The 20,433-nt window shown below is 40.1% G+C and carries 17 protein-coding genes; 1 reads left to right on the top strand and 16 read right to left on the bottom strand.

What is annotated here, in order from left to right; genetic code table 11:
- Positions 1 to 38: 38 nt before the first annotated feature.
- From HU830_RS06625 to HU830_RS06595, 7 genes are all read right to left on the bottom strand, one after another.
- Positions 39 to 1,715 carry a sensor histidine kinase gene (locus HU830_RS06625; RefSeq protein WP_176942984.1) on the bottom strand — a complete coding sequence of 559 codons (1,677 nt, stop codon included), beginning with the start codon at positions 1,713 to 1,715 and terminating at the stop codon, positions 39 to 41.
- Between the two features lie 4 nt (positions 1,716 to 1,719).
- Complete coding sequence (locus tag HU830_RS06620) at positions 1,720 to 2,415, bottom strand: response regulator transcription factor (RefSeq protein ID WP_176942983.1); 696 nt, start codon at positions 2,413 to 2,415, stop codon at positions 1,720 to 1,722.
- 12 nt (positions 2,416 to 2,427) lie between these two features.
- Positions 2,428 to 3,547, bottom strand: a protein-coding gene (gene prfB, locus HU830_RS06615) for a peptide chain release factor 2 (RefSeq protein ID WP_176942982.1) whose coding sequence is annotated in 2 segments (ribosomal slippage) — positions 2,428 to 3,474 and positions 3,476 to 3,547 — 1,119 coding nt in all. Because the reading frame shifts where the segments join, the coding sequence is not laid out codon by codon here.
- 49 nt (positions 3,548 to 3,596) lie between these two features.
- Positions 3,597 to 5,957 carry a preprotein translocase subunit SecA gene (secA, locus tag HU830_RS06610; RefSeq protein WP_176942981.1) on the bottom strand — a complete coding sequence of 787 codons (2,361 nt, stop codon included), beginning with the start codon at positions 5,955 to 5,957 and terminating at the stop codon, positions 3,597 to 3,599.
- A 152-nt stretch (positions 5,958 to 6,109) separates the two neighbouring features.
- Positions 6,110 to 6,658: a ribosome hibernation-promoting factor, HPF/YfiA family gene (gene hpf, locus HU830_RS06605; protein WP_176942980.1), complete on the bottom strand. Its 549-nt coding sequence runs from the start codon at positions 6,656 to 6,658 to the stop codon at positions 6,110 to 6,112.
- Between the two features lie 105 nt (positions 6,659 to 6,763).
- Complete coding sequence (locus HU830_RS06600) at positions 6,764 to 7,249, bottom strand: ComF family protein (RefSeq protein ID WP_176942979.1); 486 nt, start codon at positions 7,247 to 7,249, stop codon at positions 6,764 to 6,766.
- Positions 7,250 to 7,436: 187 nt separating this feature from the next.
- Positions 7,437 to 8,528, bottom strand: a complete 1,092-nt coding sequence (locus tag HU830_RS06595; protein WP_176942978.1) for a DEAD/DEAH box helicase — start codon at positions 8,526 to 8,528, stop codon at positions 7,437 to 7,439.
- A 238-nt stretch (positions 8,529 to 8,766) separates the two neighbouring features.
- Between HU830_RS06595 and HU830_RS06590 the strand changes: the two genes are divergently transcribed.
- The gene (locus tag HU830_RS06590; protein ID WP_176942977.1) at positions 8,767 to 9,411 is read left to right on the top strand and encodes a YigZ family protein; all 645 of its coding nucleotides are present in this window, start codon (positions 8,767 to 8,769) and stop codon (positions 9,409 to 9,411) included.
- 40 nt (positions 9,412 to 9,451) lie between these two features.
- Here the strand turns inward: HU830_RS06590 and HU830_RS06585 are convergent, their stop codons facing one another.
- The 9 genes from HU830_RS06585 to HU830_RS06545 all read right to left on the bottom strand — a co-directional run bounded on the left by HU830_RS06585 (position 9,452) and on the right by HU830_RS06545 (position 20,350).
- Entirely contained in the window at positions 9,452 to 10,534 is a 1,083-nt protein-coding gene (locus HU830_RS06585) for a glycosyltransferase family 4 protein (protein ID WP_176942976.1), read from the bottom strand.
- Positions 10,535 to 10,638: 104 nt separating this feature from the next.
- Positions 10,639 to 12,204, bottom strand: coding sequence for a ribonuclease Y (gene rny, locus HU830_RS06580; protein WP_176942975.1), 1,566 nt, complete (start codon positions 12,202 to 12,204; stop codon positions 10,639 to 10,641).
- Positions 12,205 to 12,319: 115 nt separating this feature from the next.
- Positions 12,320 to 13,342 carry a recombinase RecA gene (gene recA / locus HU830_RS06575; protein WP_194946742.1) on the bottom strand — a complete coding sequence of 341 codons (1,023 nt, stop codon included), beginning with the start codon at positions 13,340 to 13,342 and terminating at the stop codon, positions 12,320 to 12,322.
- A gap of 77 nt (positions 13,343 to 13,419) precedes the next feature.
- Entirely contained in the window at positions 13,420 to 13,947 is a 528-nt protein-coding gene (locus HU830_RS06570; protein ID WP_228765851.1) for a nicotinamide-nucleotide amidohydrolase family protein, read from the bottom strand.
- Positions 13,948 to 14,011: 64 nt separating this feature from the next.
- Complete coding sequence (gene pgsA, locus HU830_RS06565; RefSeq protein ID WP_176942972.1) at positions 14,012 to 14,590, bottom strand: CDP-diacylglycerol--glycerol-3-phosphate 3-phosphatidyltransferase; 579 nt, start codon at positions 14,588 to 14,590, stop codon at positions 14,012 to 14,014.
- Between the two features lie 10 nt (positions 14,591 to 14,600).
- Positions 14,601 to 15,425 (bottom strand): helix-turn-helix domain-containing protein, encoded by an 825-nt coding sequence (locus tag HU830_RS09050; RefSeq protein WP_176942971.1) that lies wholly within the window; start codon positions 15,423 to 15,425, stop codon positions 14,601 to 14,603.
- A gap of 95 nt (positions 15,426 to 15,520) precedes the next feature.
- Positions 15,521 to 16,789 carry an EF-P 5-aminopentanol modification-associated protein YfmH gene (yfmH, locus tag HU830_RS06555; RefSeq protein ID WP_176942970.1) on the bottom strand — a complete coding sequence of 423 codons (1,269 nt, stop codon included), beginning with the start codon at positions 16,787 to 16,789 and terminating at the stop codon, positions 15,521 to 15,523.
- Positions 16,789 to 18,057, bottom strand: a complete 1,269-nt coding sequence (locus HU830_RS06550; protein WP_176942969.1) for a M16 family metallopeptidase — start codon at positions 18,055 to 18,057, stop codon at positions 16,789 to 16,791. Before HU830_RS06550 ends, yfmH begins: the two co-directional genes overlap by 1 nt.
- Positions 18,050 to 20,350 carry a DNA translocase FtsK gene (locus HU830_RS06545; RefSeq protein ID WP_176942968.1) on the bottom strand — a complete coding sequence of 767 codons (2,301 nt, stop codon included), beginning with the start codon at positions 20,348 to 20,350 and terminating at the stop codon, positions 18,050 to 18,052. The genes HU830_RS06550 and HU830_RS06545 overlap by 8 nt, the downstream gene beginning before the upstream one ends.
- Between the last annotated feature and the right edge of the window lie 83 nt (positions 20,351 to 20,433).

Raw genomic sequence — 20,433 nt, 5'->3', positions numbered from 1 at the left:
TTTTAAGAAATTATTTGTTGAAGTGCTCAATTTACTTATTAAAGAGGAAGCTGTACTCGAATTCTAGTTCCTTGGTTAACTTTACTTTCTAAACTTAGTTCTCCATTCAAACTTTGAACCGCAGCTTGGACGATCGCTAAGCCCAAACCGGTACCTACAATATCTTGATTTCGTGATTTATCTGCCCGATAAAAGCGTTCAAAAATATGCTCTTGATCTGCGGGAGTAATTCCAATCCCGGAATCAGTTATCGTCAATTCTAAAAAGTTTTCAATTTCATTATGATTTAAAGCAACCGTCACTTGCCCTTGAGGTTGATTATATTTAATGGCATTACTAAGCAGATTTTGCAAAATCTGTTCTAACAAGCTGGGATAAGAACTCACTTGGGGATTCCCATGCATAGTCACCGTCGTTTGTAAGTTCAACTTGGTAATCATCCCTTGCCGTTCAGTTATAATCCGCTCCGCCATATCTTGGACATTAACTACTTCTGGCAAGATAGAAGCAGTTTGATCAATGGTCGTTAAAGTTAAGGAATCATTAATTAAATCCAATAGACGATGGGACTCACTTTGGATGATTTTTAAAAATTTAGTCGCTTGTTGTGGATCCTGCACTGTTCCCTGTAACAAGGTATCTGTGAAGCCCATGATTGCTGTCACTGGAGTCTTTAGTTCATGACTGATATTACTTAAAAATTCTGCCTGTTGGCGTTCAATATTTTGAATTGGTGTTAAATCATACAAAATGACAATTACCTGATGTTCAATGGACTCTGCTTGGTGGGCGATTCGAATTACATTAGCATCCACATATCGTTGAGCTTCCCCGTATAAATGAATGATCCGATGATGGTTTTTTTGTTTTCGTAAAGTATGCTCAATCATCCGACTTAAACGATAAGTTTGAATATCATCGACAAAGGGGTGCTTTTTGGAGTCAATTGTCACGCCCAATAACTGAGCCATCATCTGATTATGTTCCAAAACATTTCCTGCATCATCTAACAACATAACTCCCACTGGCAAATGCTTCAATAAACCCGCAAAACGGTGTTCTGCTAATGTTTTCTCAGTTACCGATTTGCGATGTTGGTGATCAACCGCATTGGCCGCCTGAATTAACTTCGTATATGGAGTATTATCTTGAACAATTAATGAATCTGTTTCTTCTTGGGCTGCTATTTGCTGAAGCTTGCGCGTAATAGCCTGCAAATAACGGCGCTGACGACGGTACAGGCGATATTGCAATATTAAAAGCCCACTCCACAAGAAAATATAGATTAAAGAAAAAATACTGATTAAGCCAATTTGGGAACTCAAAGGATGGTATTTTTTAACCATTACTCGGGCTCGGTTTTGCGCTGTGGTATCTAAAAAATAAAATAAATATTTTTGACCCTTAACCCGTTGAATTCGATAGACACTAGTTGGACCCAAAGTATTTTGCGTTAACAAGTCATGAGCTTGCCGCTGAATAGCCGTTTGTGGCTGTTTCGAATCCAAAATCACTTCTAATTGGTGATCTTGGGCCCAAGAAGTTAGATACTGCTGCGCAGTAGCTTTCCGAAAAGCCTGATAATCTTGCCTTAAAGAAGCCAAGTGATCAATTTGTGTCTGCCGGCCTAACAGCCCTAAAACTAACAGACAAACACCATAAATAATTAATCCGATTACTGCAGTTAGGAAAATTGTACGCCGTTGGTGCTTCATGAGCTTACTCCTTTTGATTAAGCAACCGATAACCAAATCCCCGAACAGTTTTTAAATACTGGGGTTGCTTTGAATTTTGTTCAATTTTATCACGTAAATGACTAATCTGAATATCAATTGCCCGCGATGTTGAACTATTCCAAATGCCACTCCCCCATAGGGCTTGGGCAATTTGCGGACGGGTTACTACTCGATTAGCTTCTTGGCATAGTAAATATAAAATTTGATACTCTGTTTTTGTTAGATTTAATAGTTGCTGATTTTGATAAATACAAAAATTAGCTTCATCAATCACAAAAGTTGGCTTAGAAGACGATTTAATTACTCGTGCTGGTAATTGACTTCGACGTAAGAGAGCCTGAATCCGGGAAATTAATTCCGCTAGATCAAAAGGCTTAGCTAAATAATCATCCGCCCCTAAATTGAGTCCGCGAACTTTATCGGGCGCCTTATCAAGCGCACTTAACATGAGCACGGGTAAACTCATTTGACGAGCTCTCAATCTTTGAATAACTTCCCAACCACTAACAATAGGTAACATTAAATCTAAAATCACAAGGTCAAATGGCTGTTGTTCCAACAATTCTAAGGCTTTTTGACCATCGGCTGCGGTGACAACTTGAAATTGCTGTTGTTCTAAGTTATATCGTAACAGTTCTAATAAGGCAAGTTCATCATCGACCACCAAAATCGTCGTCATTTTTTCACCTCACTAATAGGACCCATTTTTTTGTAACTGCCACTGCAAGTAAGCATAAATAAAGGTATCCAAATCCCCATCTAAAACCGCAGTCCCATTTCCAGTCTCAAAGTCTGTTCGATGATCTTTAACCATCGTATATGGATGAAAGACATAAGATCGAATTTGCGATCCCCAACCAATTTCCAACTGTTCCCCTTTTAAGTTAGCTTCTTTTTGTTGCTGAGCCTGCAATTCTCGTTGATAGAGCTTGGCTTGTAACATTTTCAAAGCGGTCTCACGATTTTGCAGCTGCGAACGTTGAGCCTGAGAACTAACCACAATTCCCGTTGGTAAATGGGTCAAGCGAACGGCAGAAGAGGTTTTGTTAATGTGCTGACCGCCAGCCCCACTGGAGCGAAAAACATCAACTCTTAGGTCATCGGGGTTGACTTCTACTTCAATGGTCTTATCCAATTCTGGGAGCACTTCGACAGATGCAAAAGAAGTATGCCGTCTTCCTGCCGAATCAAAGGGAGAAATTCGAACTAAACGATGCACCCCATGCTCTGAACGTAAAAGTCCATAAGCGTTAAGACCCTTAATAATTAAGCTAACACTCTTTAATCCCGCTTCTTCACCAGCCTGATAGTCAGCCATTTCAACTTGAAAGTGGTGTTGCTCAGCCCACCTTTGATACATCCGGAACAACATTGCCCCCCAATCTTGGGACTCGGTGCCACCAGCTCCCGGATGAATTTCTAACAAGGCATTATTTTGATCATACTTTTGACTTAGTAAGAGCGTAAGTTCATATTGGTGCAGGTCTTCTTCCAAGCTAGTCAGCTCAGTTGCTACTTCTTGATCGAGATCTTCTTCACTCGGATCTTCTTGAATCAACTCTAAAGTAACCTGCACTTCATCTAGTTCTTGTACTAATTTTTGAAAATTATCATATTTATTTTTTAGTTGATTGGTCTTATTAATTAAGGCCTGGGCTTGAGTGGGTTGTTGCCAAAAATCTGCTTGGCTCATTTGAGCTTCATTCACCGCAATTTGTTCCTGCAAGCTATCTAAGTCAAAGAGACCCCCTAAATTGCTGAATTTTTAAGCTACACGACTCTAAACGTCGTTTTAACTCTGCTATTTCCATACTTAACCTCTTTCTAGACAAAAATAAACAGGCCTGGGGCCTGTTTATTTTATCTCTGCGCGTTTTGGCGAATTTCCGCTTTCATAAACAAGCGTGTCACGTCGTATTCAATATCCGCAATCATTTGTTCAAACATCCGGAAACCCTCTTCCTGATATTCTACTAAAGGATTCAATTGACCATAACCTCTCAGACCAATTGACTGCCGCAACTGATCCATCTCATCGATGTGATTGGTCCAATGTTCATCAACCACTCGCAAAATAACTACTTTTTCAAATTCCAGCATTTGCTCGGGATTTTGGAGTTGTTTCTTCTTCTGTTGATAATTAGTTTCTACAAAATCTTCCAGCATTTGCCGTAAGACATCTACACTTTTACCGTCCAGATTGCTTCTTTTCAACTGTTCGGGACTAACTAAAGTGGTGAGGGCAAAATCATACAAACCGTCTAAATCCCAGCTAGCTTGATCCCCATTAGTTCGGGAATCAATTTGAAACTTAATAGTTCGTTTAATCATCCCGAGGAGAATTTTTTGTAAACTTTGTTCTTCAGTAATAACCTGCATCCGTTCGCGATAGATAACTTCTCTTTGTTCTCGCATTACGTCATCGTACTGCAAAGTATTCTTTCGCGTATCGTAGTTATTACCTTCAACCCGCTTCTGGGCCGCCTCTACTTGTCGACTGATCATCTTGCTTTGAATTACAGCATCTTTATCATCGACTTTCATGACACTCAAAACTCGTTTAATTCGTTCTGAACCGAAACGTTTCATTAAATCGTCTTCCAAGGACATATAAAAAATTGTTTCCCCAGGATCACCTTGACGACCAGAACGTCCCCGTAACTGATTATCAATCCGACGAGACTCATGCCGTTCCGTTCCAATAACTGCTAGACCACCTAATTCTTTGACACCCGGTCCTAATTTGATATCGGTTCCCCGACCAGCCATGTTAGTAGCAATCGTTACGGCACCTTTTTGCCCCGCTTGCATGATAATTTCGGCTTCTTTAGCGTGATTCTTAGCGTTTAAAACGGCGTGCGTAATATTAGCTTCGGTCAATCGCTGCGATAAATATTCTGAAGTTTCGACGGCAACAGTTCCGACTAAGATTGGTTGGCCCTTAGTATACCGTTCTTTGATATCGGTCACTACGGCATCAAACTTACTTTGTAAAGTCGGATACAAAACATCTGGATGATCAACCCGCGCAATGGGCTTATTGGTTGGGATAGTAACGACATCCATATTATAAATTTCCCGGAACTCTTCTTCTTCCGTCTTAGCTGTCCCAGTCATCCCAGAGAGTTTGTCATACATCCGGAAAAAGTTCTGGTAGGTAATATTAGCCATGGTCTTAGTTTCATCTTGAATTGAAACATGTTCTTTCGCCTCAATTGCTTGATGCAAACCATCAGAGAACCGCCGGCCTTCCATCACCCGTCCGGTAAAGGAATCAACAATCATCACTTTTTTATCAGCAACCACATAATCTTTATCTTTTTCCATAATGTAGTTAGCCCGTAAAGCTTGGTCTAAATGGTGATTTAAAAGGGTATTATCAATATCGTAAAGATTCTTGAGATGAAAAGTTTTTTCACCTTTTTTAATTCCACTTTCAGTTAATCCAATCGACTTAGTTGGCCAATCAATTTTATAATCATCAGCAACTAGCGATTTAACAAAACGATCAGCCTGCAAATAAAGGGCTGTCGATTGCTCTGCTTGACCAGAAATGATCAAGGGTGTCCGCGCCTCATCAATTAAAATGGAGTCCACTTCATCGACAATCGCAAAATTCAAAGGTCGTTGAACCATCTGTTCTTTGTAAACGACCATATTATCCCGTAAATAATCAAATCCTAATTCACTATTAGTAGAGTAAGTCACATCACAAAGATAAGCTTCTCGTTTTTCTTCCGCAGTTTTTGAATTCAAATTCAAACCTACCGAAAGACCGAGCCAATTATAAAGTCGACCCATTTCACTAGCGTCCCGGGAAGATAAATATTCATTAACTGTGACCACATGAACACCCTTACCCGTTAAGGCATTCAAATAGACTGGTAAGGCAGCTGTTAATGTCTTACCTTCACCAGTTTTCATTTCGGCGATGTTTCCCTCATGTAAGGTTACACCCCCAATTAATTGAACGCGAAAAGGATACAAGCCTAAAACTCTTTTTGCTGCTTCCCGGGCAACCGCAAAAGCTTCCGGCAACAAATCATCGAGTTTAGTACCTGTGGTTAAGCGTTCTCTAAATTCTGGTGTCTTGGCTTGAAGCGCTTCGTCAGATAGTTGAGCATACTCATCAGCATAAGCCTCAACCCGGTCGGCAATCTTGCCCATCCGCTTAACTTCGCGCTTGTCACTTTCCACCCATTTTTTAATCGGATTACCCATTACTTAAATCTCTCCCGTACTTAAAAAAATCTAACCTATCCCTAGTATCTTATCATTTTGATAGTAATAAGCAAACCACCATGCAATTAAAAAAATAAAGGTAGCGGGAGCCTTGAGACTTGGTTCCCGTTACCTTTTCCGATAAAAATCTTCTAAATTCCGGTTTCAATTAAACCGTAACGGCCATCCTTACGCTTATAAACAATACTGGTCCCATTAGTTTGCGCATCTTCGAAAATGAAGAAATCATGTCCTAATAGTTGCATCTGTAAGACAGCTTCTTGAGCATCCATCGGCTTCAAAGAAAAATGTTTGGTCCGGACAATTTCTAATTCGTCTTCTGCCTCCGGAGCTGCTTCTTCGACAGCTGCTTGATCTAACAAACGCCGATTTTGCATCCGAGCTTTGCGATTAATTCGAGTTTTGTACTTGTGAATCTGACGTTCTAATTTTTCAAAAACATCATCGATCCCCTTATACATATCATCGCCCGATTTTTCCGCTCTTAAAATCACTTGAGACAACGGAATGGTGACCTCAACCTTCGAACTTTTAGTTCTATAAACTTTTAAATTAACGTGAGCTATCGGATTGTCAGCATCTTTAAAATATTTATTCAGATTGCTCAGGCGTTTTTCCACATAATTTTGGATTGCCTGTGTTACTTCAATATTTTCGCCGCGAACATTAATTTGCAACATAAGTTCTGCTCCCCTCAATCTTTTAATAGATTTGTTGATGGTAAAACTACTGTTTACACTTATATTATAATTTTTTTACTTCCAAACAACAACTTTTAACTCAAATTAACGTGCCAAAGAAAGAGATTGAAATTGACCCCGAAAGCCAGCTTGGCGTAAACAATCTTGGGCATGAAAAATTGTTCTTCCCGTTGTGTAAATATCGTCAACTAATAACAACTGAGGTTCCTCTAAAAGAACCTGATAGTGTGAGTTAAATTGGAAAAATTGGGGCGTAGCCAAACGTTCTTGGCGATTTTTTTCCGATTGGCCTTGTGTAGTTTCCATTTTAATCAGAGCTGGAAATAATTTAAATACTTCTTGGAATAGACCAACGACGGGATCAAAACCGCGCTGATTTAAGTGACTCGCAGAACTAGGAATATAAATACAAGGAACCTTGAGTTTACTGGTCTCTTGGCGTAATAAATCATTAAATACTCGTCGTAAAGCGTAATCACCATAACGTTTATAGCGCTTAAAATAATCATGCATCGCAGAATTATAAGCAAATAAAGCTTGATGGCGAAAGTGAGAATATCCTAATGCCAACCATCTTTGACAGTCGGCACAGATCTCCTTTCTACCGGGACGACTACAAAGAGGACAAACAGGCCCTTGAATGCGGCTAAATTGTTGCCAACAGCGAGAACATACGCTCGGGACAGTTATCTTTTGCAGTCCCAAAATCATCAGCGGATTCAATTCTAAAACTAAAGGTGTTTGGCACAATAAACAACTAGGATTCACGGTTTAACCGGCGAATGGTAGCGATTGCCTTGGCAATTGCTAAAGTATAATTAGCACCATAAAAAATTACGGGATCAAAACTATGAGCTGCACTCCGTCCCGCTCGTCCTGCAATTTGAATTAGAGTTTGACTACTGAAGCGCTGACTATCTGCCGCCCAAACTAAAACAGCAATATGATCAAAGGTTACTCCCCGCTCCAAAATTGTCGTTGTCACTAAGGCTTGGCCGGTGCCGGCTCGAAAACGTTCCACTTTTTCTAAACGCTGCGGATCTTGTGCATGAACAAAAGTTTGTTCTAGCTCTGGCAATTGTTTTTTTAAAGTTTGCGATAATTTTTGGGCTCCGGTAACACTATCGACAAATAATAAAAATCTTTGTTGCCGTTGTAAAAAGAATTTAATTTGTCGAATTAGAGGAATCGCTAAGTGGACTACAGAGCTTGTTCGAGCTACTAACTGGTAACTAGGTACTGGTAAGTCATGTCCGTGAAAACGCCGATTTAAAAGGCTGTGAGTCAAGTGTCCTTGCTTAATTCGCGTTTGATATTCCTGACTCGGGGTTGCCGATAAATAAACCACGGTGTGCTCTGTTTTAACCGCCTGCTGGACTGCTTGATGCAGCATAGGATTATTCAAGTAGGGAAAAGAATCGCACTCATCTAAAATTAAAAGATCAAAGGCGGCCCGAAACTTGAGTAATTGATGGACAGTACAAATCAAAATTTGCGTATAGCGATAACTAACTTCTGATCGCCCGTAGAGCAAAGAGCAAGTTACTTGGGGAAAAGCTGCTTGGAGACGAGGAAATAATTCTTGACAGACATCAATTCTAGGAGCTGCTAAAGCAATCCGATCTCCATGCATAATAGCTTGGGCCAACATGGGAAAAAGCATTTCTGTTTTCCCACTTCCGGTAACTGCCCAAACTAAATGCTCTTGATGATGCTGCCAAACTTGACATAAACGAGCTGAGATCTTAGCTTGCGCTAAAGTAAGTCGCCCCGACCAACATAAAGGATTAGACGGTGGCGTAAAGTCATTAATTTCTGGATAAGCGGCTAAAAGCTGCTGATTGGTCAACCTCCCTAACATTAAGCAGTCTGGGCAATAATAGGTTCCCGATGTTATAGTATACTTACTTAATTCATTGACCATCTGGCAGCGTTGACAGCGAAATTTTGTTGACGATATGGGGATTACTGCTGGAATCGTTTCAAGACAGGAATCCGACTTTTCTAAGACTAGTAAGCGTCCTGATAAATTATTTTTAACCTTCAAAATGATCACCCGTATTTTAATTACCCGTTAAAGGAGTGTTTTGAACATCAAATCTTATATTACAATTGCTCAGGATAGCGAAGTTGAACTGACAATTAAAAAGTCCCGTTTTATCACTCGACTTCATCGAATCACCAGCCTTGAAGAGGCAACCGACTTTCTCGCCCAAGTCAAAAAACAAGATTACAGAGCGCGACACCACTGCCACGCTTATCGTCTTCTAACTTCCGAACAGCCCTTCCAACACGCTAGTGATGACGGTGAGCCTAGCGGTACGGCTGGTATTCCCATCTTAGAAAGCCTCAAGGCCCAAGAAATCCAAAATGTAATTGCGGTCACCACCCGTTACTTCGGGGGAATCAAGTTGGGGACAGGAGGACTTATTCGGGCTTATCGTCAAGGAATTACCGAAGCGATTCATGCTGTCGGCCGAGTCCAGATTGCGGCCCAACAACTGATTGAAATAACTCTCGATTATAAACAACTGGAGCCTTTAAAATACTGGCTCCAAACTAATCATTATCAGACTCTAAAAATTGACTACACTGCTGAGGTTCAACTTCATTTAGCAATTCCCCAAAGTCAAATCACCGAATTTCAGGTTAAATTGCAGGAACAATTCGCCAATAAATTACAACTGCAGCTAGGAGCAATCACTCCCTGCGAAATTCCCCTCAGTAACTAAAATTCGATCTCTACTCTAATTTAGAATAGGGGTTGAATTTTTATTTTTTTTCAATGGCTTTAGCCATTTTTTGAATGATCTTTAAGAGCGGCTTGTAATCTTCTCCCATCAAACCAATCGTTTCTACAAACAATTCTAAACCGAATAAGACTGCTAAGGTTAGTAATAAACTGCCCCAAAAATTCGAAACTGGATAAAGCAAGGCAATGAAAGAAAAGATTAGCGCAATTCCATAAACAACCAAGACCGTCTGCCGATGACTTAAACCCATCTGCATTAAACGATGGTGCAAGTGATGACGATCGGCCTGAGAGATTGGACGATGATGTAAAATTCGTCGGAGCATCGCATAAACCGTATCCGTAATCGGAACTCCTAAAATAATTACTGGAATAATTAGGGAAACAAAAGTTACATTTTTTAAACCTTTGAGGGAAAAGACAGCCATCATAAAACCAATAAATAAAGAGCCTGTATCTCCCAAAAATATTTTAGCGGGATGAAAATTATGCGGCAAAAATCCTAACAAAGATGCAACCATTACAAAAATCCAAATTGAAATATAAGTATTCCCGCTAGATAAGAAAAAGTAACCAATCATCCCCGTTGTAAAGAGAGCAATAATTGAGACTCCCGTGGCTAGACCATCCAAACCGTCAATTAGATTAACCGCATTCGTAATTGCCAAAATCCAAAAAACTGTAATCGGCAAACTCAACCAGCCCAGTTGAATCTTGCCCCAAAACATAATCGTAACATAATTCATGTGGATTCCGGCTAAGAAATAAACAATTAAGGCAGCCACAAAAATGCCAAAAAGTTTTTGGATTGGTTTTAACTCGCGAATATCATCAATTAGACCAGTTAGTAAAATAATACATTCAGCCAAAAAAACACTAAATAGTTCATGGGTCGGGAACTGTCCTCTTAATAAAACAAAAGTCGAAAAATTAAATGCCAAAAAGATCGCTAATCCACCTAAAGTCGGCATTGGTTTCTTGTTCACTCGCCGAGCGCTAGGATTGTCAACTGCTCCCAAAACGAACGCTAATTTGCGAATAAAAGGGGTGATTATAGCTGCGATCAGCATCGTAATAAATAATTTAAGAATTACATTCAACATAAATTTGCGGAAGCTCCTTTAATTTCATAACTGAATTATATAATAATTTCGCGCAATCTGTACAACTTTATTGGTCAAAAAAACTACTAAAAAAGCTTATACCATCACTTGGCATAAGCAATTTTTCTAGTTTCACGAATTACGGTTACTTTGATATGACCGGGATACTCTAATTCTTTCTCAATCTGGTTTTTAATCTGATGGGAAAGAACAATCGCTTGATTATCCGAGATTTTATCTGGTTTAACCATAATTCGAATTTCTCGTCCAGCTTGAATTGCGTAACTATGATCAACGCCATCATAATCATTGGCAATTGCTTCTAAGCGTTCCAAACGATGAATATAATTCTCCATTGATTCAGAACGTGCACCTGGTCGAGCCGCAGAAATGGCATCAGCAGCCGCCACTAAAACGGCAATCATGGATGTTGGTTCAACATCGCCATGATGTGAAGCAATAGTGTTAACTACTACTTTAGGCTCCTTGTACTTAGTAGTAATATCGACCCCAATTTCCACGTGGGAGCCTTCAATCTCATGATCCAAGGCTTTTCCAATATCGTGCAATAATCCCGCGCGTTTCGCTAAAGTCTCATCTTCCCCTAATTCAGCAGCCATCGTCCCTGCTAATTTTGCAACTTCAATAGAATGATTTAATACATTTTGACCATAACTAGTCCGGAAATTTAAACGACCGATGATTTTTATCAAATCAGGATTCATATTATGAATTCCTAAATCATAAATTATCTGTTCACCAAGTTCACGAATATCGGTATCCATTTCTTTGCGTGCTTTGTCAACCATCTCTTCGATTCGAGCCGGATGAATCCGACCATCAGAGATTAACTTATCTAACGCGATATGGGCAATTTCTCGTCTAATCGGATCAAAGCCACTCAAAACTACAGCCTGTGGTGTATCATCAATGATTACATCAATTCCGGTTAAGGCCTCAATTGTCCGAATATTACGGCCTTCACGCCCAATAATTCGACCCTTCATTTCCTCATTCGGCAAAGATACAGTCGTAACTGTTGTTTCAGAAACTGTATCAGCAGCGCTCTGCTGAACAGCTTCGACAATTAATTGACGGGCCTTTCTTTGCGCATCTTGTTTAGCGGATTCTTCACTAGCTCGAATCATCTGCGCTCTTTCTTGCAATAACTGTTGATTTAATTGTTCTAGCAAGTAAGAACGAGCCTCTTCATGAGTCATTTCGGCAATTGTTGCTAATTTTTCCTGTTGCTGATTTAAGGTAGAAGTTACTTCTTTTCGTTGACTGTCTAATTTTTGTTCTGTATGATCAATTTTTTGTTCTCGCTTTTCCAGAGAATGTTCGCGTTGGTCCAGCGATTCATCTTTGCGATCTAAAGATGATTCCCGCTGTAACATTCTATCTTCCTGTCGTTGAAGCTCCTTGCGACGATCCTTAATTTCGGCTTCCTGTTCTTGCCGATAACGATGACCTTCTTCACGAGCTTCAATCAGTGCTTCTTTCTTCGTTGAAGTAGCATCTTTTTTAGCCGCCGCAATAATATCTTCTGCGGACTTGCCGGCTTGCTTCAAACTTGTTTCGTAAGCACTTTTTCGCACCAAAAAACCAATTACAGCACCAATTATTAGCATCAAAACTGCGACCGCGAGGAACGTCATGCTCCATGACATAATCTGACCTCCAAGTCACAATTAAAAAATATAATTAAAATATCGGTACATAACAATATTATTGTTTCTGGGCGTCACTGTCAACGATGTTTGTCCAATAAAAAAAACAGTCACCTTATTTCGAGGCTTCTGTTTCATCAATTGGTAATGTGCTTGGATCTTCTTCGGCTTCACTTTCGGGGTCCATCCCATAAGCTTGACGAACTTTTTGCTTAATCTCAGCTTTCATTTCTGGATGTTCATCCAAATATTTCTTGGCGTTTTCCCGACCTTGTCCAATCCGTTCATCCTGATAAGAATACCAAGAACCACTCTTATTCACTAAATCTTTCTCTACAGCCATGTCCACAATCTCTCCCGTTTGAGAAATTCCATGACCATACATAATATCCACATGCGCAACTTTAAATGGCGGCGCCACCTTATTCTTAACTACTTTGATTTTAGTATGATTTCCGATAACATCAGAACCATCTTTAATCTGTTCTGCTCGGCGAACTTCCAAACGGACGGTGGCATAAAACTTTAGAGCCCGTCCTCCGGGAGTAGTCTCCGGGTTTCCAAAAATGACTCCAACCTTTTCCCGAATTTGGTTAATAAAAAGCGCAATGGTCTTAGTTTTATTAATCGTTCCGGATAATTTACGTAAGGCTTGTGACATCAAACGAGCTTGTAAGCCCACATGGGCATCACCCATTTCGCCTTCAATTTCTGCCCGGGGAACCAAAGCAGCGACCGAATCAATAACTACAATATCAATTGCTCCACTAGAAACCAAAGCATCAGCAATTTCTAAACCCTGCTCTCCGGTATCTGGTTGGGATAACAATAGATTATCAATATCGACTCCTAAAGCAGTCGCATAAGCGGGATCCATGGCATTTTCAGCATCAATATAAGCGGCAGTTCCACCATTTCTTTGTACTTCAGCTACGGCATGCAAAGCCACAGTCGTTTTCCCAGAACTTTCAGGTCCGTAAATTTCAACGATTCTCCCCCGGGGATAACCACCAATTCCCAGCGCGTTATCTAGAGCCAGAGAACCACTGGAAATAGTTGAAATTTGCGTTTGGGGACTATCACCCATGCGCATCACAGAACCCTTACCAAAATCTTTTTCAATTCTTTTAAGGGCCATATCCAAGGCTGCTTGGCGTTCGTCTTTAGCCACAAAAATACCTCCTTATCGAACATATGTTCTCAAATCATTCCATATTATAGACTATTTATTAACATAATAAAAGCTGCAACCACACTTTTTCGCCGAATCTGCTGGCGGTCTCCCGAAAATTGAAATTGTTGTACTTGCGTTGGCTGCGGTCCGGCTAAGGCAATAAAAACTGTTCCTGCCGGCTGACCTTCAAGAAGACCAGGTCCAGCAACTCCCGTTAAGCCCAAGCCCCAATCACTAGCCAAGATCTGGGAACTTTGTTGGGCCATTTGCCTAGCAGTCCAAGTACTAACCACACCATGTTGTTCCAACTGTTCATAATTAATTTTCAACAACTGGGCCTTAACCGCCAAACTATAAGTTACAAAGCCACCCCCAAAGACTTGGGAGGCCCCAGCAACATCAGCTAAAGTTGCCTGAAGTAAACCAGCAGTCAAACTTTCAGCAGCCGTCAGAGTCTGCTCTCGAGCTTTTAGCTCTTGCACTACAGCAACACTTAATTTTTGATATTGATCCCCAATAAAACGATTTTCCCCTAAATCATTGCGAAACTGTTTTTCCCATGAATTCATTTGGCAACCCCTCATTAATCTGGATATGAAAAAACGAGACTTTCAAAGTCTCGTTATTAAATTACTACTTAAAATCAAAATAATACTGGCGATTTTGCCATAAATAATCGATAGCTGAATAAACTGTAAAAATCAAACAAATATATAACATGACTAAACCAAAGGGACAATTGAAATAACTAAAAATCGGATCATTGAGCAATAAAAAGACAATTGCTAACATTTGCGTCGTCGTCTTAATCTTTCCTGGCATTTGGGCTGCCATTACGGTTCCCCCCTGTTCAACAATTAAGAGACGTAAAGTTGTAATTAATAACTCCCGACAAACAATAATCGCGACTACCCAAGCTGGGGCTTTGCCTAAGACAACTAAATATACAAAAGCTGTTAAAACCAGCATCTTATCCGCTAAGGGATCCATAAACTTCCCAAAATTAGTCACTAAATGGCGCTTACGGGCAATCTTTCCATCTGCTAAATCTGTCAATGCGGCAACGATAAAAATAACGGTAGCAATCACCAAGGGCCAAGTAACTTGCGCTCCTAAAAAGCCAAAAGTCACTGCCTTAGGGAAAGCCATAAAAACCATAAAAATGGGGATTAAAATAATCCGCATTAAAGTTAACTTATTAGGTAAATTCATACTCCTAGTATTACTCCTTAATGTTCATGGTATAAGTATGCACTGTTCCAGTTTGCTTGCTAGCCACAGGCACCTTAAAATCATTAACTGTCAAATCTGTTACGGGGGCATTCCCAGTTTGAACTTGGAATTGAGTTAAATTATTATCTAATGGAACCTCTTTTTCCGTACCAGCATTAACTAGTCCCTGCCAAATATTTCCATTTGCTCCGCGAACTGTAATCCAAGCGGCGCTAGTAGTTGCACTTAATTTTAAAGTATGCTGATTGCTTGTCTTCCAATTAGTAATATTGAATTTATTAGAATCATTAGCATCAATCTTTATTTCTAATTTTTGTTCTTGGGGTTTAGCTGCTGGCTTAGGAGTCGAGCTAGCGTTTTTCGGAGTCTTCTTTGCCGGAACTTTTTCCTCAATTTTGGTACTGTGAGGGATCGGATTAGCATTTTGTTTTTGCATTCGCAGCACGGTTAGTCCCACCAAAACGACAATAATCAGGACGATCGCTAAAATACTAATTTGCGGTAAATGCCGCCGTAAATTGTGGAACAAGGATTCCTTACGAACAATAGACCGCACAGGAGATTCTTCGGGTACCTGCAATTGGGGTACTTCACTACTGTATTCTGTAAGTAGTTGCTCACTATCTAGATTTACACACTCTGCATACTGCTTAATAAACGCCCGCACATAAAAATCACCAGGTAAATTATCAAATCGGCCCTCTTCAATAGCTAAGAGATAGCGTTTTTGAATCTTAGTTCGCTTTTGCAGGTCATCGATTGTATAACCCTGTTCCATTCGTGCTGTACGTAATTTTTGTCCTAATTCACTCATTACAAAACTCCGTTATTTATTTAGTTTGAGTATAACATAATATCTTTATCAGGACCCAGCAATCCTCGATTTAAATTTTCTTAAAAAAAGACGAGTCAGTCAATTCGAGGGTTTAAATAAGTGACGGTTGAATTCTTCGCTTGAAAAATTTTCCGTCCTAATTGTAGTAAATCCGCTAAAGGAATCCGATTAATTAAATCCAAAACTTCTGGCAACTGCCATTGATAAAAAGCTAGTTCCGCAGTTTCAACCGCTAGACTTTCCATATAGTCTTGAATAAATAAATAAGTACCAATACTATCTTTTTTTAGCAATTCTAAATCAGCAGCTTGTATGTCGGTCTCATATTGACCGCTAAACAAATAATCGGAGATCTGAAAGGCCAACTTCTGAGCTTCATCGGTTTCTGCACTAATTAAAACATAAGCGTAACAGCGTTCAATATTAACACTATAATTAAAAGAATCATCAATCAATCCGGCATCGACTAACTTTTGATGAAAACAAGAATTATCTCCTAAAATCAGTTCGAGTAATAATTCTAGCTGATTTTGTCGAGGAATCATCGTTTGCAACTGTTCTTGTTCAGTATCTAAACGAATTCCGAGCATCATATGCGGTCTTTGACTGGCACCGGTAATTTCTGCTTGGGTCACCGGAAGAGCCAAATGGGGGTAAGTTTGTAATCGCAACTGGGGACGCGGCTGGCAAAATTTTTGCCAGTCTGAATTGCCTTCTAGATAGTGATCTAACTGGCCTTCAATCTGACTGGGGTTAACATTGCCCGCCAAAACTATTTGTAAATTGGCAGTTGAATAATATTGGTGATAAATTTGCATTAATCCTTCGGGGGTAATCGACTTGATCGACTCTTCCGTTCCCGCAATATCATAATTAATTGGATCTTGCGGAAAAAGGTTATTTAAAGTAGTTTGCTCCAAAATCCAATCCGGCATATCGGCATACATTTGAATTTCCTGGGTAATTATCTCTCGTTCTCGGGCCACATTTTCCGGCGTAAAATAAGGTTGACTAATTAGGTCTAACAAGACCTGTAAACTTTCAGCGACATGATCAACTGTTTTAAATAAATAAGCGGTCTTACTGTAACTAGTGAAAGCGTTCGAAGTTGCTCCCAATTGAGCATATTTTTGCGAACTATCGTAACCAGGTTTCGCAAATAATTTATGCTCCAAAAAGTGGGCACTGCCAGCGGGAATTGCTTGCCGCTCATTTAGCTGTAAGTCTAGAGCTCCAAAATCCACCATAGCCACCGCATAACTTTGAGCAAAGTCAGGATTGACGATGGCCCGTAAAGGCAAGTGATACTGATTATTAATTGGCACACTACTTAATCCATCCATTAATGATCTGCTCCTAATAATTGGTATTCGGCTACTAAAGATAAACTTTGGGCGGCCGTTTGGATTTGATCGGCAGTAACTTGTAAAATTTGGTTACGATACTGTATTAAAGCAACCGGTTCTTTCCTAGTTAATGCTTGAGCTAATAGACGCCGATTATGACTGGCAATACTATCAGTGGCAATTAAAAATTTATTAAGTAAAGCTTGTTGAGCGTGATGCAACTGTTCGGGAGTAACCCTCTGAGCCAAAGATTTAATCTGCTTGGCAATTAAATCTTGCGTTTCTGAAAGCTTTTGCGCATCAACTCCGGCCTGAATTGTCAAAAATTTCTGATAAAAGTTGACTGTACTATAGATCGAATAAGCTAAACCGGCTCCCTCTCGGACTTCTTGAAATAAGAGTGCCTGATCGTCACCTCCTAAGATCATATTCAAAACTTGAACCACGGCTTTAGAGAGCGGTTGAATCCAATGATAGCTGATCGCTAGTTGACTTTGCTGTAAAGGTAACGTTTCTTGAGCTTTAATTGGCACCGTTGGAAAAGTTATTAAACGCCGCTGTTGATACTGGATAGCCTGATAATTGGCCGCAAATTGGGCCAAGTCCTTGCCCAATTTTTCGATTGTTCCAGGGGCAACGTCCCCAACTACTGTCGCAATTATTCCATTTGTCGTCAAGACATCTTGGGCTTGGGCAAATAAATTACCCGGATTCAAAGCCTCTAAGTCTTGAGCTCGTCCAAAAGCAGGGACTGCGAGGTCCGGATTACTTTGGTAAAGTAGTCGGCGCATCGCCAAGGCCGCCTTTAAAGCGTAATCATCTTCTAAACTTAAATAAGCATTGGCCAAATTATTTTGTTCAAATAAAAAAGCCGACTCTTGAAATTGATCTTTGCGAGCATTTAAATTAGGATAAAAAATATTATCTAAAGTTAATTGTAAAGCTTCCTTAAAGATATCTGTCGTCTGATAACGCAAGGGGCTTGTCATCACCACTGTTAAAACATTCAAGTTTTGCCAAAGTTCAGTTTTGGCGGTCAATTCTGTCCCATATAAAGCTGACAAACGTCGTGACAACAACAATTCCGTGGGATAACTGGCACTAGAACGTTGCCATAAGTTGGCTAGTAAACGCCGACTCGTGGTTTTTGCTAAAACTTGCGGAGCAATAAAATTCAACTCTAAGCGCGCCACATGAAACTTTTTTGTCGGCAACCATAACAATCTTACTCCACTACTAATATCAAAAATTCGTCCTTTATTCATCTGTACGTACATCCTCAATTTCTGGGCGTTCAACTAAAACTTTCCGGGGTTTTGCTCCGCGACTAGGACCGACAATTCCTTTTTCCTCCATGGCGTCAACTAGACGAGCGGCCCGGTTATAACCGATTTTAAATCGCCTCTGCAGCATCGAAACGCTGGCTTTTTGTTCTCGAGCCACCAACTGGACAGCTTCCTGCCAGTAAGCATCATCTGGTTCTTGCTTGGAATTAGTCGAGCTATCATTAGCACTAGGAATCATACTTTGATCATAATCAACTTCCTGTTGTTCACTAACAAAAGTTACGACTCGTTCCACTTCTTCAGAAGAAATATAGGCTCCTTGAATTCGCTGCGGTTTAGATTCACCAAGTGGAATAAATAACATATCGCCCCGTCCTAATAGTTTTTCCGCCCCATTACTATCTAAGATCGTTCTTGAATCAATATTACTTGAAACTGCAAAAGCCATTCGTGAAGGAACATTAGCTTTAATTAAACCGGTGATAACATCAACTGAGGGTCGTTGAGTTGCAATGACTAAGTGCATGCCTGCGGCCCGCGCCTTTTGCGTCAAACGAACAATCGCTGTCTCTACATCCCGTCCAGCGGCCATCATTAAATCAGATAACTCATCAACAATAATTACAATATATGGTAATTTATCTTGAATTGCTTGCGTTGGATCTTGGTTATTAAGATCGACCGCTTGATTATATTCTTCAATTTTTCGATGACCCGTTTTTTCAAATAATTTATAACGGCGCTCCATCTCATCAACTGCTTTTTGCAGAGCACTAGTTGCCTTACGCACATCGGTAACCACCGGAATCAAGAGATGCGGAATTCCATTATACATACTTAATTCGACCATCTTTGGATCAATCAAGATCAATTTAACTTGTGAGGGTCGAGCTTGCATCAAAATTCCAGTAATAATAGTGTTAATGGCCACTGATTTTCCACTTCCAGTTGATCCGGCAATTAGGAGATGTGGCAACTGTATTAAATTACACATCGCAATTTGCCCGTAGACATCTTTTCCTAAAGGTACTGTCAAAATTTGACCAAGATGTGGCGGTTCTTGTTCAATTACCTCACGAAAAGAAACCATCGAGGGATGTTGGTTAGGCACTTCAATTCCCACATAAGGTTTTCCCGGAATCGGGGCTTCGATTCGAATATCTTTAGCAGCCAAAGCTAAAGCCAAATCATCAGCCAGACCGACAATCCGACTCACCTTAACTCCCACCGCCGGTTGAACTTCATACTTAGTCACTGTCGGACCGAGAGTCGCTTTCTTAACTTCAACTTCGACGCCAAAACTAGCTAAGGTTGTTTGGAGTTTTTGGCGATTTTGGGCAATTAAATCATATTCCGCCGACTGATCTGTCTGCTTAATTGGGTCTAATAATTTTACTGATGGTAACTGGTAGTCTTTTTCTTCTGGATTAGCAGGCGATAAAACTGGTTCGGGCTCCAAAACACTAGGAGCTACTGGTGCCGGTGAGCTAGCCTGCGGCGGCCCTTCGATCGTAAAATCATCCACCGATGGTTGGGGTTGAGACGTGATTTCTTGCTTGGTTGCAGGTGTAGAACGAACGTTTTTCTTTGGCTTAGAAGCTGCAGAGGAACGTTTACAAGGCTTAAATTCGGGTATTCGTAATTTATGCCAATCGACTAATTGGATCAAAGAGAGAATTCCCCGTGCCAAGTTTTGAAAAATCGGGATAATCTGTCCCATTTCAACTCGACAAAATAAGAGTAGCCCCACAAGCAGCAACAGGCTATTCAAAAAGCATGTTCCCCCAGTTGAAAATAGGGGTTGCTGCACACTATATAAAATTGCACCGGTTAGACCACCACCACTGTCGGTTATAACTTGCTGATTGTACAAGTCATTCATAATAATTCGCCCGGTGGTTCCATAAATATCGGTCTTTAAATCTAATTTTTGACAAAGTAAGGCTTCAAAAATAGTCACTAAGCCGCAGAAAAATAAAACTAAACCCAGATAACGTTTAGCTCCTAAACGTGGTATCTGCCCTCCTAGAGCCATTAAAAGACCAACTAAACCAAGCACAACTGCTAAAAATTCAAAAGCATTACCAACTAAAAAGCGATAGAGATTAGCCCCAAAGTAACCGACTAAGCCTAACTTAAAACCCGCAAAAGCTGACCAAATTAGTAAAAAGAAGCCCCAAAAATTCACCCAATAATTTTGCGATTGCTTTTTTTTCGTCTTCTTCCTAGTAGTCCTTGTCTTTCTTTTGGTCATTTTTTGTCGAGTTGCCATTTCTTCTCCTTAATAATTGCTTATCGTTCATTTAAAAAATCACCCAATTCTAACGCCGAACTCTTTTATTTATTAATTAACCA

The organism is Bombilactobacillus apium, assembly GCF_013385145.1.
In the GTDB taxonomy this organism is placed as follows: domain Bacteria; phylum Bacillota; class Bacilli; order Lactobacillales; family Lactobacillaceae; genus Bombilactobacillus; species Bombilactobacillus apium.
Note: the sequence above shows the minus strand (reverse complement) of the source record. Positions and strands in the feature narration are given on the sequence as shown.

Bases quoted from the DNA above. Each gene is read 5' to 3' on its own strand.
- HU830_RS06625 (WP_176942984.1), bottom strand. From the start codon at position 1,715: ATGAAGCACCAACGGCGTACAATTTTCCTAACTGCAGTAATCGGATTA.
- HU830_RS06620 (WP_176942983.1), bottom strand. From the start codon at position 2,415: ATGACGACGATTTTGGTGGTCGATGATGAACTTGCCTTATTAGAACTG.
- secA (WP_176942981.1), bottom strand. From the start codon at position 5,957: ATGGGTAATCCGATTAAAAAATGGGTGGAAAGTGACAAGCGCGAAGTT.
- hpf (WP_176942980.1), bottom strand. From the start codon at position 6,658: ATGTTGCAAATTAATGTTCGCGGCGAAAATATTGAAGTAACACAGGCA.
- HU830_RS06585 (WP_176942976.1), bottom strand. From the start codon at position 10,534: ATGTTGAATGTAATTCTTAAATTATTTATTACGATGCTGATCGCAGCT.
- rny (WP_176942975.1), bottom strand. From the start codon at position 12,204: ATGTCATGGAGCATGACGTTCCTCGCGGTCGCAGTTTTGATGCTAATA.
- recA (WP_194946742.1), bottom strand. From the start codon at position 13,342: ATGGCCCTTAAAAGAATTGAAAAAGATTTTGGTAAGGGTTCTGTGATG.
- HU830_RS06570 (WP_228765851.1), bottom strand. From the start codon at position 13,947: ATGAATTCATGGGAAAAACAGTTTCGCAATGATTTAGGGGAAAATCGT.
- pgsA (WP_176942972.1), bottom strand. From the start codon at position 14,590: ATGAATTTACCTAATAAGTTAACTTTAATGCGGATTATTTTAATCCCC.
- HU830_RS09050 (WP_176942971.1), bottom strand. From the start codon at position 15,425: ATGAGTGAATTAGGACAAAAATTACGTACAGCACGAATGGAACAGGGT.
- yfmH (WP_176942970.1), bottom strand. From the start codon at position 16,789: ATGGATGGATTAAGTAGTGTGCCAATTAATAATCAGTATCACTTGCCT.
- HU830_RS06550 (WP_176942969.1), bottom strand. From the start codon at position 18,057: ATGAATAAAGGACGAATTTTTGATATTAGTAGTGGAGTAAGATTGTTA.
- HU830_RS06545 (WP_176942968.1), bottom strand. From the start codon at position 20,350: ATGGCAACTCGACAAAAAATGACCAAAAGAAAGACAAGGACTACTAGG.